A 14,535-nucleotide genomic window follows, 5' to 3' on the forward strand; every position below is an offset into this window, starting at 1 on the left:
TGTTTTGCCTAGTGTACGACAAAGGAAAACGCCGTCGGCGGCCGGCACTTGAGGAGGCGCTCCAGGCGGCTCTTCAGCGCGGCGCCAGGCCCATCGCCTCGAGCCGCAGCAGGATCTCGGTGCGCCGTTCACGCTTGACCTCGATCCAGCTGCGGCCCTCGACGGCGCCGATCAGCGCATACAGGCCGTTCAGGTTGAAGCCGGGGACCTGCCGGCGCAGGCGGGCGTAGACGTCGAAGGGGTCGGCGGCGCGCAGCGCCTCCGGCGTGTGGATGCCGGCCTGCACCAGCCAGGCTTCGGTGCGCGGGCCGAGGCCCGGCATGTCGCGCAAGCGCAGCACTTCCTTCATGATCGCGTTCTCCTGTTGGCCATCGCAGGCAAAGGATATGTGCATCCAGTGCCCTGGAGGCAAATATTCGATGCTTTATTTTTTCGGCGCGTGCTGGATGATCTCGCGGGCGATCCCGCGCAGGATGTTGACTTCCTCGGTTTCCAGCTGCGTGCGCGCGAACAGGCGCTTCAGGCGCGGCATCAGCTTCTTCGGGTTGTTCGCGTTGAGGAAACCGAGCGCCACCAGCGCTTCTTCCAGGTGCGCGTACATGCCCTCGACCTGGGCCAGGCTGGCGGCATCGCCGTGGAAGCCGACGCCGCGCGTGTCCACGCTGTCGCCGGTGGCGGCCATCCGGCATTCGTAGGCCAGCACCTGCGCCGCCTGCGACAGGTTGAGCGAGGAGTAGTCCGGGTTGGCCGGTATGTTGATCAGGACGTTGCATCCCTCGACGATCTCGTTCGGCAGGCCAACCCGTTCGTTACCGAGGAGCAGGGCGGGCCACAGCCCGCCCTGCGGCGGCCTGTCGCCCTGCGGCGGGCTGTCTCCCTGCGGCGGGCTGTGGCCATGCGGCGGGCTGTGGCCCTGTCCCGCCGCGTGCTCGGCGAAGGCCCGCGGGGTCCAGATGGGCGGCGAGAACTCGCGCAGGCGCGCCGACACGGCGGCGGCGAAATTGCAGCCTTCCAGCGCCTCGCCGATGGACGCGACGATGCGCGCGCCCTGCAGCACGTCGCCGGCGCCGCTGGCGAAGGCCACCGCCTCGGCGTCGCCCAGGGGGTTCTCGCAACGGGGCGCCACCAGCACCAGGTCGCTGAAACCCATCGTTTTCATGGCGCGCGCCACCGAGCCGACATTGCCGGCGCGGCTGGTCTCGACCAGTACGAATCGGAGCCTTTTGAATAGAGATGTGTTGATTTCGGTCGGGTTCATTTAAAATAGCGGCAACGCGCGGTGCGAGCGCCTGATTTCCTGGACAAGTCAGTCCGGGATTTTAACGGGTTCGGCACCGCTTTGCTCTTTGTCATTCCCTATTCAGCAGACCGTTCACGGCGCATCGATGCGTGGTGGGCGTTCGCGTTTTTTCCACGGAAAGCCCATGCACCCAATGCTCAACACGGCCATCAAGGCCGCCCGCCGCGCCGCCACCGTCATCAACCGCGCGTCCTTCGATCTCGATCGCATCACCATTTCTGAAAAAAATCACAACGATTTCGTGACCGACATCGACCAGGCGTCGGAACAGGCGATCGTGGAAACGCTGCTGAAGGCCTACCCCGACCATGCCATCCTGGCGGAGGAAAGCGGCGCCTCGAAGAACCTGAATGACGAGAGCGAAAACGTGTGGATCATCGACCCGATCGACGGCACCACCAACTTCCTGCACGGCTACCCCAACTACTGCATCTCGATCGCCCTGAAACAGAAAGGCGTGATCACCAACGCCCTGGTCTATGACCCGGTGCGCAACGACCTGTTCACGGCCACCAAGGGCGCCGGCGCCTACCTGAACGACAAGCGCATCCGCGTGCGCAACCACGACCGCATCGGCAAGGCCCTGCTGTCCTCGGGCCACGGTCCGGACCCGCGCGCGCTGGCCGAATACCTGCGCATGTACGAAGTCGTCGCCTCGCGCTGCCACGGCGTGCGCAGCGGCGGCTCGGCCGCGCTGGAACTGGCCAACGTGGCTGCCGGCCGCATCGACGGCTTCTTCGAAAAGGGCCTGAAGGTGTGGGACATCGCCGCCGGCGCCTTGCTCGTGACCGAAGCGGGCGGCATCGTCGGCGAGTTCAGCGGCGAGTCGGACTACCTGCACAAGGGCGACGTGATCGCGGCCGGTCCGAAGGTTTTTGGCGCCATGATCCCGCTCCTGTCTCCTTTCGCGTAGAATACCCGTTGTGCTTCCGGGGCTTGATCATCTTGCCCCGTTCACCGGACGGAAAGTCCCGGTCAGAAACTTTCCATAGAGAAACAATTCCTCTATAATCCCGGCTGTCACCCGAGGGGTGGCAGCGTCCGGCGTTACCGCGGTTACCACTGCGCCCGCCTGCAATGACTAATCCGATTTTCCCGGACTGGCGCCGCCTTTGGCGACGGGCCATCTTTTATAAAGAATCTATGTCATTTTCTACTCTCGGTTTGTCCGACGCGATCGTTCGCGCGGTAACTGAACAAGGCTACACCAGTCCGACCCCGATCCAGGCGCAAGCCATCCCCGCCGTCCTGAACGGCGGCGACCTGCTGGCCGGCGCCCAGACCGGCACCGGCAAGACCGCCGGCTTCACCCTGCCGATCCTGCAACGCCTGTCGACCGATGCGGTCGGCAGCGCGCTCAAGAGCAAGGTCGCCCCGCGCGCCATCCGTGCTCTGGTGCTGACCCCGACCCGCGAGCTCGCGGCCCAGGTCGAGGAAAGCGTGCGCGTGTACGGCAAGTACACCAACCTGAATTCGGCCGTGATCTTCGGCGGCGTCGGCATCAACCCCCAGATCAAGCTGCTCAAGCACGGCGTCGACGTGCTGGTCGCCACCCCTGGCCGCCTGCTCGACCACGCGGGCCAGCGCACCGTCGACCTGTCCAAGATCGAGATCCTGATCCTGGACGAAGCCGACCGCATGCTCGACATGGGCTTTATCCACGACATCAAGAAAGTGCTGGCCCTGCTGCCGCCGAAGCGCCAGAACCTGCTGTTCTCGGCTACCTTCTCGGACGAGATCAAGGCCCTGGCCGACAAGCTGCTGAACAACCCGCATTCGATCGAAGTGGCGCGCCGCAATTCGACCGTGGAAGTGATCGCGCAAAAGATTCACCCGGTGGACCGCGACAAGAAGCACCCGATGCTGTCGCACCTGATCAAGGAAAACGACTGGCACCAAGTGCTGGTGTTCACCCGCACCAAGCACGGCGCCAACAAGCTGGTGGAACAGCTGGGCCGTGACGGTATCGGCGCGATGGCGATCCACGGCAACAAGAGCCAGACGGCGCGCACCAAGGCGCTGGCCGAGTTCAAGGACGGCAGCCTGCAGGTGCTGGTGGCGACCGACATTGCGGCGCGCGGCATCGACATCGACCAGCTGCCGCACGTGGTGAACTACGACCTGCCGAACGTGCCGGAAGACTATGTGCACCGCATCGGCCGTACCGGCCGTGCCGGCGCGACCGGTGAAGCCGTGTCGCTGGTGTGCGTGGACGAGCACCAGATGCTGAAAGACATCGAAAAGCTCATCAAGCAGACCCTGCCGCGTCAGGTGATCCCGGGCTTCGAGCCCGACTTGAACGCCAAGGCGCAACCGATCCAGCTGCGCAGCGGCGCACCGGGCCACAACAACCGCGGCGGCGGCCGTCCGGGCGGCAACCGCGGCGGCCAGGGCCAGCCACGCAGCGTCAACGCCGGCGGTAACGGCGGCCGTCCCGCCGGTGGCGGTGGCGGTGCCCCCCGCAACGGCGCCAGCGCCAGCCGCGGCCCACGCTCCGGCGCCCCGCGCCAGGGCGGCCGCGACCGCTAATCTCTGCAGGGCCGCGTCGCCGGCCCTCGCCTGGCCATGAGGGTCAGAGTCGAATTATCGGGAAACATTGAAAAGTTTCCGAATAATTCGACTCTGACCCTCATTGTTTTTGCCAGCTTCAACCGTAGCAAACCGTGGGGTCAGAGTTCAATTATCGGGAAATTTAACAATCTTTCCCGATAATTGGACTCTGACCCTATTTGTTTTTGGGCTGCCGAGATATTTGATGACTCAAGTACTTGCAAATAGTCGGGAGGGGGTATATATTTGCGCAATCAACTATTGCTCAACGAAAGACCACATCATGACCGACTCCACCCCCGACACCGGCGCCCCGCTCGACAGTCCCACCAGCGAGTTCTGCCTGCGCATGGCGCGCGCCTGGGCGGCGCTGTCGCGGCGGCTCGACAGTTCCCTGGGCAGCCTGCACGGGATCAGCTTTGCCGATTACCAGTTGCTGCTGAGCCTGCAGCGGGCGCCGGGTGGGCGGCTGCGCCGGGTCGACCTGGCGGAAAAGCTCGGCCTGACCGCCTCCGGCGTCACCCGCTCGCTGCTGCCGCTCGAAAAAATCGGCCTGGTCGGCCGCCAGAGCGATCCGCGCGACGCACGGGTCGGCTACGCCATCATCACGCCCACGGGCAGCGAGCTGGTCACGAATGCCGGCGTGGTCGTGCACAACGTCAGCCGCATGCTGCTGGGCGCGCCCTCGCGCACGCAGCTCGACGCGACCTCGACCCTGCTGGCCCAGCTGGGCGGCAGCCAGTAGCGACGCACCAACTGGGCCGGCAAGCGGTCCTCCTTCCGATCCGAGCCCCGCCCGGCCGTGCAAGCGTATGGCCGGCAAGGGCTGCGCTCGCCTGCGACGCGGGCGGCTTCCTCCTGTGGAATCGACATGAACGACAAAGCAGCGCTGCGGCGCAATCCCAATTTCACCTGGCTGATGAGCGGCGCCGTCGTCTCCGCCCTCGGCGACCAGTTCACCATGATCGCCCTGCCCTGGCTGGTGCTGCAGCTCACCGGGGATCCGCTGGCGCTCGGCCTGACGGTGGCGGCGATGGGTCTTCCCCGCGCCATCCTGATCCTGTTCGGCGGCGCCCTGGTCGACCGATATTCGCCCAAGCGCATGCTGATGCTGACCAAGCACGCCAACGCGCTGCTGCTGGCCATCCTTGCCGCGCTGGTGCTGCTCGGGAAGGCCACGCTGCCGCTGGTGGCCCTGCTGGCGGTCGGCCTCAGCCTCGCCTCCGCCTTCAGTATCCCGGCCGGCACCTCGATCCTGCCGCATGCCGTGCCGCCCCCGCAGCTGGCGGCCGCGAATGCCGCATTGATGGGGGTGCGCCAGCTCAGCATGCTGGCGGGGCCGCTGCTGGCCGGCCTGCTGTTCGTGCTGGCCGGCGACGGCAGCGCCGGCATGCACGATGCCCGCGGCCTGGGCCTCGCCTTTGCGGCCGACTGCCTGAGCTTCGTGCTCTCGGCCTGGACCCTGTCGAAAGTCAGGCCGCTGGTCTCGGCCGCGCCGGACAAGGCTCACCAACCGGTGCTGCGCGCGGTGGGCGCCGGCCTGGCCACGGTCTGGCGCGATCCGCAGCTGCGCACCGCCTTCCTGTACTGGGGCTTGTGCGCCTGCGTGGTCGGCGGCCTGATGCAGGTGGCCCTGCCGCTGCTGGCCAGCGAGCGCCTGCACGGCGCCTCGGCCCTGGCCCTGCTGATGGGCGCCCATGGCGCCGGCGCACTGGCCGGCATGGCGCTGTCCGGCATGCCCGGCCGGCGCCGCGTCGTCAATCTTGGCGTCACCCTGCTGCTGGTGGATGGCCTGGTCGGCCTCCTGGTGGCGCCGATGGGCCTGGTCACCCAGGGCTGGCAGGGCATGCTGCTGCTGGCCCCGATCGGCGTGCTCGGCGGCTTCGTGCAGGTCGCCGTGTTCACCTGGATCCAGCAGCGCGTGCCGCAGGCCATGCTGGGCCGGATGATGGGCATCTTCATGTTCGTCTTCATGGGCCTGGCGCCGCTGGCCGCGGCCGGCGCCGGCTGGCTCGCCACCCGGCTCAGCCTGGACGCCCTGTTCGCCGGGGCCGGCCTGTTCCTGGCGGGGGCAGCGGTGCTGGCCTGGCTGTTCACGCCGATGGCCACGCTCGCCGACGCGGCGCCGCCGGCGCCGCATGGCCAAGCGAAGCACCGGGCAGACGCTGGAGCGACGTAGAATGGCGGGATTGCCAGCATCCCGCCAAACGCATGCCACAGTTCGCCGCCAACCTGAGCCTGATGTTCAACGAGGTACCCTTTCTCGACCGCTTCGCCGCCGCCCGCGCGGCCGGCTTCGATGCGGTCGAGTTCCTGTTTCCGTATGCCTTCGAACCAGAGCAGATCGCGGCCCGCCTGCAGCGCTACCGGCTGGAAGCCGTACTGCACAACCTGCCGGCCGGTGACTGGGCCGCGGGCGAGCGCGGCCTGGCCTGCGACCCGCGCCGGACCGGAGAGTTCCAGGACGGGGTCGGCCTGGCAATCGAATATGCCCGCGAGCTGGGCGTGCGCCGCCTGCACTGCCTGGCCGGACGCCTGCCGCCCAAGGTCAGCCATGAACGGGCGCACGCGGCCTATGTCGCCAACCTGCGCCACGCCGCCACGCAATGCAGCACGCACGGGATCGCGCTCCTGATCGAGCCGATCAACGACCGCGACATCCCCGGCTACTTCCTGACCGGCACGCGCCAGGCCCGCGCCGTCATCGAGGAAGCCGGCGCCGAGGGGCTCGCGCTGCAGTACGACATCTACCACATGCAGCGCATGGAGGGCGAGCTGGCCGAGACCATCCGCCGCCACCTGCCGCTCATCAAGCACATCCAGCTGGCCGACGTGCCTGGCCGTCACCAGCCAGGCACCGGCGAGATCCATTTTCCCTTCCTGTTCCACCTGCTGGACGAGCTCGGCTATGACGGCTGGGTCGGCTGCGAATACCTGCCGCAGGGCGACACGCTGGCCTCGCTGGGCTGGCTCGGGGAGGAGCGCAAGCGCGCCGCCTCCCGGCTGGACAGCCGTTGATCGTTCGGGCAACATGGGCGTTTAAACAGCGAGGAGCGGCGATGATCCAGGGATTGCGGACGGTAATCTACCCAGTCACGGAACTGGCCGGGGCGACGGCCTGGTATGAACAGGTCCTCGGACGGGCGCCCTATTTCAAGGAAGCCTTCTACGTGGGCTTCGAGGTCGGCGGCTTCGAGCTGGGCCTGGTTCCCGACGGCCAGCCCGGCACGGCCGGCGCCGTCGCCTACTGGGGCACGCAAGACATCGACGAGGAAGTGGCGCGCCTGAGCGCACTGGGCGCGCAAGTCGAGTCGCCGGTCGAAGACGTCGGCGGAGGGATCCGCGTGGCCACCGTGCGCGACCCTTTCGGCAACCTGTTCGGCGTGATCCGGAATCCGCACTTCAACCGCGCCAAGGTCGAGTAAGGCAGCAACATCGTACTTGCACTAGGAAATTGACTATTAGCAAAACTCCTGACCACGGAGTTTGAAACAATGGGACCTTTCGGGCTGCCCCTTGCGGCCAGAAAGGACCCATATGCTGCGACATATCTCGATCCGCCTGCAGTCCCTCCTCCTGTGCGCCCTGCTGCTGGGCGGCTGCGCCACCACCGGCGGCGGCCCGGTCAGCCTGCAGGAAGTGCGCGAGTTCGCCGATGCCTCGGCGCGCCTGGGGGGATATGCCGAGCTGGCGCGCCGCTACCGCGACACCTACCAGCGCGAACAGCCCTACCTGTCTCCCGCATCCGACAGGCTGGCCCGCGAAAACGACGCCAAGCGGCGCGCCGTGCACGAGGACTTCATCGCCATCCAGAAGACCCTGGTGCTCTACATGCAGACGCTGAGCCTGCTGGCCGGCGACGCCAGGTACGACCTGTCTGACCGCATCGACGACCTGGGCAATGGGCTGAAGGCAAATACCGAGTCCGGCCTGACCCAGCGCCACATCACCGCCTATACCGGCATGACCCGGCTCCTGACGCGGGTCATCGCGTCGGGCTACCAGGGCCGCAGCGTGGAGACGATGGTGCGCGACGGCGACGCCGACGTACAGGCGCTGCTCGACGCCATGATCTCGCTCACCCGCCTCTACTACAAGACCAACGAGAATGAAAAGAAGACGATCCTCGGCATCTTCGATGTCGAGATCCCGTTTTCCACGCGTAATTCCGACCGCATGCTGGTGACCCTCGCCAAAGTGCATTACCTGAACAAGGCCACCGAATACAAGCTGGTCGACCGCCGCTACGAGCTGGCCCTGCAGGGGCTGACCAAGGTCGCCCTGGGGCACCAGAAGATGCGCGAGAACCTCGGCAAGCTGTCGGATGCTGAAATCCGGCGCCTGCTGGCCAACTACGGACGCGACCTGCGCACCATCCGCGACGGCCTGTCCGGCGACTGACAGGAGAGCACATGGCTATCACCCCCACCCGCAGCAGCCCTGCCCCGGACGCCGGTCCATCCGCCGATGCGGCGGACGGCGCCGCCGCCGTCGTCCCCGCGCCCGCCACGGCAGCGCCGGCCGCCGCCGGCCTGTCCAGCGCAGACAAGATCGTCGAGCTGGCAGACCAGCTGTCGGCCTGCGCCGACCAGCTGCACGAGCGTGTGATGAAGGAAATCCGCGGCTACGGAGGCAGGCCGGTGCCCGAAGAGGTGCAGGCCAGCGCACGCGCCCTGTTCGACGACGAAGTGCTGCTGCGCCAGCGCGCCAACGGCCTGTATGCCGACGCCGCCACCTTCATCGTCAAGGGCCTGGGCAAGCCGCAGGCAAACCTGGTGAAACTCACAGCAGATGCGGCCGAGAAGATCCGCAAGATCGGCCGCATCGGCGAAGTCACGGGCCTCGTCGGCGGGCTGTTGAGCCTGGCGGGCGCCGCGGCAACGGGCCAGCCGCTGCCGGTCCTGGCCGCCATCGAGAAAATCGAAAAGCACGGCAAGGCGCTCGACGCGCTCAAGCCGAAGCCGCCCGCGAAAGCAGGCTGAAGGCCAAAGCCGGCCCGGGTACGGCCCGTCAGGCGACCAGTTCGGGGCGGCTGGAAGGGTCGAAGTCGGCCCAGTCGCCGTCGACGATATTGCCTTCGGCGCGTTCGATGTGGTGGGCTCCGAGCCGGCGCAGCACGTCGACCGCACGGTCGGCCTGGCCGGCGTCATCGAACGCCACCGCCACCAGCATGCCCGCTGCGCGCGGCGGCACGCGGTTCTCGGTGCTGCCCTCCTCCGACTCGCCGCGTTCCTTCATCTTGGAAAAGCTGAACAGCGAGCCGACGTGGCCGCCCACCAGGCCGCCAACGATCGGACCCAGCGGTCCAGTAACGGGGGAAGTCGCCGCACCGATGGCCGCGCCGACCGCGCCGCCCGTGGCCACGCCCTTGACCACGCCTTCCGGTGTCTCCTTGGCGCCGGGGGATTGCAAATGGTCGCCGCCGATCGGCGTCTGGTCGTGCTGGCCCGGCTGGCTCAGGTAAAACCCGCTGATCCGGCCGACGTCGAAGCCTGCGTCGGACAGCGCGGCGCGTGCGCGGTCGACGTCATCCTGAAGCTGGAAACGCCCTGCGATAATGATGGACATGACATATTCTCCTGGATCGTGGTGTGCTCAACTATGCCCGCGACGCGCGTCCTGCTCTGTACGGGGGCGCACGCAGGCCAGTACGCCGGGCTCAGCGCCACTGACCGTAGACCACCTGCCCGCCGGCGGGTTCTTCCAGGAAGGGCTTCGGTTCGGGGGCCCAGTTGCGCGGATCGGTCCTGAAGTACTTCTGGAACTCGTCGAACAGGTCCGGGTGGCGCGCCGCCAGGTCCCAGGGCTGCTCGAAAAAGCTTTCGGTGGCGACGGCAAAGAACTCGGCCGGATTGCTGGCCCCGTAGGGGTCGAGCACACCCCGGTGCCCCCACATCGCGTCGCGTCTCAGCGCGGTAAAGTTGCGCGACAGGACCTCGGACCAGCTGCGGTAGCGTTCGGTGCTGCCCAGGTAGGGTGCGCCGTTGGTGCTGCCCGACTCGCTGTCGAGCTGGTGGGCGAACTCGTGCAGGACGACGTTATGATCCGGGGATTCGTCCATCCCGGCGCGGCGCACATGGTCCCATGACAGGATCACCCGGCCGTCGCCCCAGGATTCGCCCAGCAGGTCCTGGCGCTGTTCGGTGACGACGCCGGCCTCGTCGACCTCCTTGCGCGGCGCCAGGAAGGCGCCCGGGTAGACCAGCACCGCATGCAGCGAGGGATACAGCCTGGCCGGAACGGCCTCGCCCGCGCGTCCCAGCACCAGCAGGCAGGCCTGGCCAGCGATGGTGATGCGCATCTCGTCGGTCACCTCGAGCCCGGCACAGCCGACGAAGCTTTTCTCGTGCAGGAACTGCTGGACCAGGCGCTGCAGGCGCTGGCGTTCCTGCGTGCTCATGCCGGCATACTGGGCGACGTTGCGTTCGAGGATGGCGAGCAGCGGCGGCGCCAGCGGACGGGCCAGGGCCCGGCGCAGGCGCAGCTTCGGCAGCAGCCATGCCGCCAGCAATCCGGCAGCGAGCAGGCCGGCGATGAGTCCTTCCATGTCAGGCTTCCTGTCGCGAGGCGATCCAGGCCAGCACCTCGTCGGCGCCGCCGACCAGGGCGCCGCCCACGAAGACCTGCGGCCAGGTCAGGCGGCCGGTCAGGCCGCGCAGCACGCTGGTCGTGATCTTCTGGTCTTCCGAAATATCGGTGAACACGATGCCATTCTCGCCCAGTGCGGCCTTGGCGCGCGCACAATGGGGGCAGCCGGGCCGCGAGAACATGACGACCGGCTCGGGAATCTTTGCATTCGGGTTGATATAGCTCAGCATCGTATCGGCGTCGGAAACCTCGAACGGGTCGCCTTCGCGCTGCGGTTCGATGAAGATTTTGTCGATCACGCCGTCCTTGACCAGCATCGAGTAGCGCCACGAGCGCTTGCCGAAGCCGAGGTCGCGCTTGTCGACCAGCATGCCCATGCCCTCGGTGAAGTCGCCATTCCCGTCGGGAACCAGCGTGATGTTGGCCGCATCCTGCCCCGTCTTCCACTGGTTCATGACGAAGGCGTCGTTCACCGCGATGCAGACGATGTCGTCGACGCCGTTCTCGCGCAGCACGGGCGCCAGCTCGTTATAGCGCGGCAGGTGGGTGGAGGAACAGGTGGGGGTGAAGGCGCCGGGCAGCGCGAACACGACCACGGTCTTGCCCTTGAACAGCTCGTCCGTCGTGAGGTCGCGCCAATTGTCGTCGGGGCGGCACTTGAAGCACACGCGCGGGACCGGCCTGCCCTGCAGGGACTCGGCGCTCGGCAATGAAATGACTGGGGGAGCCTTGGTTGACATCGGTCTTCCTTTCCTGGAGGCGGCAGCGTCGGCCGCGTTGGGAGGGAAGTAAGGACACTTGACGGGATTTCAACGCGCCGGGCTAAAAAATTGTTAAGCAGGAAAACCGCAGCGGCTTAAAAACAAAACCGCGCACGGGGCGCGGTTGAATGACGACAGCGATCGTCTGGGCCGGCGCCGCCGCGGGTCTCTACCGCGGCCGTGCCGGGGCGCGCCTTCAGGCGCGATCCTTGGCGGTCTGGCTCGGTGCCGGGCCGAACAGCGCTGCCACCAGCGGATCGCGGGCGACCGGGCTGCGGTTCACGCGGATGGCGTAGTGGGTGTCGTCGGCCAGGATGTGGAAGTGGCGGCCGCTGCCGGCCATGTTCTGCTCGCGCAGGCCCGGACGCTCCTTGCGTGGGGCGGCGCCTTCGCGCTTCGGCTGGCAGATCGCGGCCAGGAAGGCCTTGACACGCTCCTGGTCAGGGCAGATCTGGTACACGGCCTTGCCCAGGTAGGTGGCGGTGCCTTCGATATAGCGGGCCAGTTCGATGACGCCGGCTTCGCGCAGGTCGCGGATGTACTTGCGAGCGCCCGACGGCGAGAACTTCAGGAACCAGGCGATTTCGTCGGCCAGCATCTCGTGGGTCGACAGTTCGTTGATCAGTTTCTGCATGTTTTCGATCCGGCGCTGCGTGGCCGAGGTCGAACGGACTCGTTCGATCGGCGCCAGCGAGATTGGCGCGCGCTCGGTTGGTTGCGGCGGGACGCGTTCGATCAGCGCAGAATTGCTGGAAGTGTGCACTGCGCCGATGTCGCCTTGCACCGCGTTGTGATGGGTCGTTGCATGCATGTGGTGAGCTCCGTTTATAGAGTGAGACTGTGTGGTCCGGGTCGCTGTGTGCCGTTTGACACCCTGACAACACCTCCGGTTCCGCTTAACTGGGCTCAAGATTGCCTGTGTCACCCTCCTCTGGTCTGTGCGCCATCCCACATTCAAGAACATTCCTACAAGCATCTTTAACAATGCATTCCGAAAGGCCTTACCCATGTTGCATGTTTATTCGCGGAAAAAGCGCACCAAATTAGTGCGCGCCGTCGCGTTTCGTGGCTTTTTTACCACTGTTGTAAAATTGCACAGCTTCGTCCCTCTGGTGCGCTAGCGCACCGAGATTGCGGAACTTGCACTGTTAGTCTTTATCCAACATCTGTGTCAAGGCATGCGATGTCACCAACCCTTCACCTTATGGGAGTTACCTGTGAATAATACGAAGAAGCTCGCCCTGGCCGCGGCCATCATGTGCTCGGCCGGCGCCACCATGGCCCAGGAAATCAATCCATCGTGGTACATTCAGCCGAACGTCATCGTCGCCAAGCCGGATTCGCGCTTTGGCGTCGACGACCGTGACTGGGGCGGCGGCCTGAAGTTCGGCAAGGCCGTGGCGCCCATGTGGGACATCCAGTTTGGTGGCAGCCAGGTCCGTTTCGAAGACGGTCCTGCGCGCTACCGCCAGACCCTGCTGGGCGCCGACGCCCTGCTGATGTTCTCGCGCGACCGCTTCCGCCCGTTCGTGCTGCTCGGCCTGGGCCTCGAACGCGACAAGGTACAGAACCCGCTGCGTAACGTCGGCAAGAATTCGCCTTTCCTCACCGGCGGCATCGGCTTCCAGGCTTCACTGACCCCGCAGTGGTCGCTGCAGGCCGACCTGCGCGCCGTGCGCGGCTTCCTGCGCGACCACGAGCAATTCGGCTTCCGCCGCGCCAACAACAAGTACCTGACTATCGGCCTGAACTACGCGTTCAACCCACCGCCGGCGCCGCCGGCGCCGGCACCGGCCCCGGTTCCTGTCATGGAAGCTCCAGCTCCGGCACCGGCGCCGGTCGCTCCGCCGCCGGCACCGGCCCGCTTCGAGAAGGTCACCCTGGAAGCCACCAAGCTGTTCGAGTTCGACAAGGCCGACATCATCATGCCGTCGCCGAAGCTGGACGAAATCGCCGCAGCCCTGCAGGCCGACCCGAGCATCACCGACGTCGACATCACCGGCTACACCGACCGCCTGGGCTCGGAACAGTACAACCTGAAGCTGTCGGAGCGCCGCGCCAACGCCGTGCGCGACTACCTGGTCAGCAAGGGCGTCGACGGCAACCGCCTGAAGGCCTACGGCAAGGGCGAGGCCAACCCGCTGGTCCAGTGCAACGAGCGCAACCGCAAGACCCTCATCGACTGCCTCGAACCGAACCGCCGCGTCGAAATCGAGCAGATCACCATCGAGAAGCGCGTTCAGTAAGCATAAGCAGCCCGTGCCCGGCCTCCTGTCGTCCCTGCGGCCGGGCGGCGCGGCATGAACGCCATCTTGTAACCGAAGGGGGCCATGGCCCCCTTTCCAATTGGAGGTTCCGGCATGGATGTCAAAAAGTGGCTACCGTATTCACGCGAGCTGGTGCGCGTGCTGCGTTGCGCCGTATTGGAATGGCTCGAGCATCGCGCTTCCAGCAAGGGCGCCGCACTGGCCTTCTACACCCTGTTCTCGCTGGCGCCGGTGCTGGTGCTGGTGATCGCCGTCGCCGGCTTCTTCTACGGCGCCGAAGCGGCCCAGGGCCAGCTGATGAACCAGCTGCGCGGCCTGGTGGGCCCACAGGGCGCCGAAACGATCCAGGCGATCCTGGCGGGAGCCCAGAACAAGGAGAGCGGCTTCTGGGCGACGCTCGTTGCGACCTTCCTGCTGCTGGTCGGGGCCACCACGGTCTTTGCCGAACTGAAGGACAGCCTCGACGAGATCTGGGGTGTACCGCCACCGCAGAACGCCGGCTTCTGGAACCTCGTGCGCACCCGCCTGCTCTCCTTCGGTCTGATCCTGGTGCTGGGCTTCCTACTGATGGTCTCGCTGGTCGTCAGCGCCGCACTGGCCGTTGTCGAAGAGTACATCGGCGGCATGTGGAAGGAAGCGGCCGTGATCATGGGCTGGGTCGCCTGGGCGGTGAGCTTCCTCGTGATCGCCACCCTGTTCGGCGTGATCTACAAGCTGCTGCCGCGCGTGCACTTGTCCTGGCACGACGTCACCATCGGCGCGCTCGGCACTGCGGCAATGTTCACCCTCGGTAAATTCGGCATCGGCCTGTACATCGGCAACAGCGGCACCACCGACAGCTTCGGCGCGGCCGGTTCGCTCATTGCCCTGCTGCTGTGGGTGTACTACTCGGCCCAGATCTTCTTCCTCGGCGCCGAGTTCGCCCGCCAGTATGCCTTGAAGCTGGGCAGCCTGAAGCACAAGCCGGCGCACGAGACGGGAGACAAGAAAAAGGACGCGGCGCTGGAGCCGAGCGTCACCTGGAAAAACGGCAGCGCCGGTTGATCGGCGGAGCGTTCAGGCGCGTGGC

The 14,535-nt window shown here is 66.4% G+C and carries 16 protein-coding genes; 10 read left to right on the forward strand and 6 right to left on the reverse strand.

The features are described 5' to 3' along the window. Window positions 1-73: 73 nt before the first annotated feature. Together AC56KL_RS06665 and AC56KL_RS06670 are read right to left on the reverse strand one after the other, a co-directional pair. The gene (locus AC56KL_RS06665) at window positions 74-394 is read right to left on the reverse strand and encodes a TfoX/Sxy family DNA transformation protein (RefSeq protein ID WP_497179363.1); all 321 of its coding nucleotides are present in this window, start codon (window positions 392-394) and stop codon (window positions 74-76) included. Between the two features lie 30 nt (window positions 395-424). Further along, on the reverse strand, window positions 425-1,258 hold the full coding sequence (locus AC56KL_RS06670) for an RNA methyltransferase (RefSeq protein ID WP_497179364.1): 834 nt from the start codon (window positions 1,256-1,258) through the stop codon (window positions 425-427). Window positions 1,259-1,433: 175 nt separating this feature from the next. Here AC56KL_RS06670 and AC56KL_RS06675 point away from each other — a divergent pair, with 175 nt between their 5' ends. From AC56KL_RS06675 to AC56KL_RS06710, 8 genes are all read left to right on the forward strand, one after another. Next, on the forward strand, window positions 1,434-2,213 hold the full coding sequence (locus AC56KL_RS06675; RefSeq protein ID WP_497179429.1) for an inositol monophosphatase family protein: 780 nt from the start codon (window positions 1,434-1,436) through the stop codon (window positions 2,211-2,213). 230 nt (window positions 2,214-2,443) lie between these two features. Then, entirely contained in the window at window positions 2,444-3,829 is a 1,386-nt protein-coding gene (locus tag AC56KL_RS06680; protein ID WP_497179365.1) for a DEAD/DEAH box helicase, read from the forward strand. A 304-nt stretch (window positions 3,830-4,133) separates the two neighbouring features. Further along, window positions 4,134-4,595 (forward strand): MarR family winged helix-turn-helix transcriptional regulator, encoded by a 462-nt coding sequence (locus AC56KL_RS06685; RefSeq protein ID WP_497179366.1) that lies wholly within the window; start codon window positions 4,134-4,136, stop codon window positions 4,593-4,595. 126 nt (window positions 4,596-4,721) lie between these two features. Continuing rightward, window positions 4,722-6,029, forward strand: a complete 1,308-nt coding sequence (locus AC56KL_RS06690) for an MFS transporter (RefSeq protein ID WP_497179367.1) — start codon at window positions 4,722-4,724, stop codon at window positions 6,027-6,029. A 32-nt stretch (window positions 6,030-6,061) separates the two neighbouring features. After that, window positions 6,062-6,868: a hydroxypyruvate isomerase gene (hyi, locus tag AC56KL_RS06695; RefSeq protein WP_497179368.1), complete on the forward strand. Its 807-nt coding sequence runs from the start codon at window positions 6,062-6,064 to the stop codon at window positions 6,866-6,868. 41 nt (window positions 6,869-6,909) lie between these two features. Then, window positions 6,910-7,275, forward strand: coding sequence for a VOC family protein (locus tag AC56KL_RS06700; RefSeq protein WP_497179369.1), 366 nt, complete (start codon window positions 6,910-6,912; stop codon window positions 7,273-7,275). Between the two features lie 112 nt (window positions 7,276-7,387). After that, entirely contained in the window at window positions 7,388-8,251 is an 864-nt protein-coding gene (locus AC56KL_RS06705) for a hypothetical protein (RefSeq protein ID WP_497179370.1), read from the forward strand. A gap of 11 nt (window positions 8,252-8,262) precedes the next feature. Beyond that, window positions 8,263-8,832: a hypothetical protein gene (locus tag AC56KL_RS06710; protein ID WP_497179371.1), complete on the forward strand. Its 570-nt coding sequence runs from the start codon at window positions 8,263-8,265 to the stop codon at window positions 8,830-8,832. A gap of 28 nt (window positions 8,833-8,860) precedes the next feature. Here AC56KL_RS06710 and AC56KL_RS06715 read toward each other — a convergent pair whose 3' ends face one another. From AC56KL_RS06715 to AC56KL_RS06730, 4 genes are all read right to left on the reverse strand, one after another. Then, window positions 8,861-9,418 (reverse strand): hypothetical protein, encoded by a 558-nt coding sequence (locus tag AC56KL_RS06715; protein WP_497179372.1) that lies wholly within the window; start codon window positions 9,416-9,418, stop codon window positions 8,861-8,863. A 91-nt stretch (window positions 9,419-9,509) separates the two neighbouring features. After that, entirely contained in the window at window positions 9,510-10,397 is an 888-nt protein-coding gene (locus AC56KL_RS06720; RefSeq protein ID WP_497179373.1) for a M90 family metallopeptidase, read from the reverse strand. Window position 10,398: 1 nt separating this feature from the next. Then, window positions 10,399-11,178 carry a glutathione peroxidase gene (locus AC56KL_RS06725; RefSeq protein ID WP_497179374.1) on the reverse strand — a complete coding sequence of 260 codons (780 nt, stop codon included), beginning with the start codon at window positions 11,176-11,178 and terminating at the stop codon, window positions 10,399-10,401. A gap of 217 nt (window positions 11,179-11,395) precedes the next feature. Then, complete coding sequence (locus tag AC56KL_RS06730; protein WP_497179375.1) at window positions 11,396-12,010, reverse strand: winged helix-turn-helix domain-containing protein; 615 nt, start codon at window positions 12,008-12,010, stop codon at window positions 11,396-11,398. 406 nt (window positions 12,011-12,416) lie between these two features. Between AC56KL_RS06730 and AC56KL_RS06735 the strand changes: the two genes are divergently transcribed. Both AC56KL_RS06735 and AC56KL_RS06740 read left to right on the forward strand, forming a co-directional pair. Then, window positions 12,417-13,445 carry an OmpA family protein gene (locus tag AC56KL_RS06735; RefSeq protein ID WP_497179376.1) on the forward strand — a complete coding sequence of 343 codons (1,029 nt, stop codon included), beginning with the start codon at window positions 12,417-12,419 and terminating at the stop codon, window positions 13,443-13,445. A gap of 114 nt (window positions 13,446-13,559) precedes the next feature. Further along, a complete protein-coding gene (locus AC56KL_RS06740) occupies window positions 13,560-14,510 on the forward strand; it encodes a YihY/virulence factor BrkB family protein (protein ID WP_497179377.1) in 951 nt (316 codons plus the stop codon). The last annotated feature ends 25 nt before the right edge of the window (window positions 14,511-14,535 follow it).

The sequence above is a fragment of the Telluria sp. ZB4P34 genome, assembly GCF_059686055.1.

Coding starts and splice junctions, on each gene's coding strand:
- AC56KL_RS06680 (WP_497179365.1), top strand. CDS start 2,444: ATGTCATTTTCTACTCTCGGTTTGTCCGACGCGATCGTTCGCGCGGTA.
- AC56KL_RS06710 (WP_497179371.1), top strand. CDS start 8,263: ATGGCTATCACCCCCACCCGCAGCAGCCCTGCCCCGGACGCCGGTCCA.
- AC56KL_RS06705 (WP_497179370.1), top strand. CDS start 7,388: ATGCTGCGACATATCTCGATCCGCCTGCAGTCCCTCCTCCTGTGCGCC.
- AC56KL_RS06725 (WP_497179374.1), bottom strand. CDS start 11,178: ATGTCAACCAAGGCTCCCCCAGTCATTTCATTGCCGAGCGCCGAGTCC.
- AC56KL_RS06730 (WP_497179375.1), bottom strand. CDS start 12,010: ATGCATGCAACGACCCATCACAACGCGGTGCAAGGCGACATCGGCGCA.
- AC56KL_RS06665 (WP_497179363.1), bottom strand. CDS start 394: ATGCACATATCCTTTGCCTGCGATGGCCAACAGGAGAACGCGATCATG.
- AC56KL_RS06715 (WP_497179372.1), bottom strand. CDS start 9,418: ATGTCCATCATTATCGCAGGGCGTTTCCAGCTTCAGGATGACGTCGAC.
- AC56KL_RS06740 (WP_497179377.1), top strand. CDS start 13,560: ATGGATGTCAAAAAGTGGCTACCGTATTCACGCGAGCTGGTGCGCGTG.
- AC56KL_RS06685 (WP_497179366.1), top strand. CDS start 4,134: ATGACCGACTCCACCCCCGACACCGGCGCCCCGCTCGACAGTCCCACC.
- AC56KL_RS06690 (WP_497179367.1), top strand. CDS start 4,722: ATGAACGACAAAGCAGCGCTGCGGCGCAATCCCAATTTCACCTGGCTG.
- AC56KL_RS06675 (WP_497179429.1), top strand. CDS start 1,434: ATGCTCAACACGGCCATCAAGGCCGCCCGCCGCGCCGCCACCGTCATC.
- hyi (WP_497179368.1), top strand. CDS start 6,062: ATGCCACAGTTCGCCGCCAACCTGAGCCTGATGTTCAACGAGGTACCC.
- AC56KL_RS06700 (WP_497179369.1), top strand. CDS start 6,910: ATGATCCAGGGATTGCGGACGGTAATCTACCCAGTCACGGAACTGGCC.
- AC56KL_RS06720 (WP_497179373.1), bottom strand. CDS start 10,397: ATGGAAGGACTCATCGCCGGCCTGCTCGCTGCCGGATTGCTGGCGGCA.
- AC56KL_RS06670 (WP_497179364.1), bottom strand. CDS start 1,258: ATGAACCCGACCGAAATCAACACATCTCTATTCAAAAGGCTCCGATTC.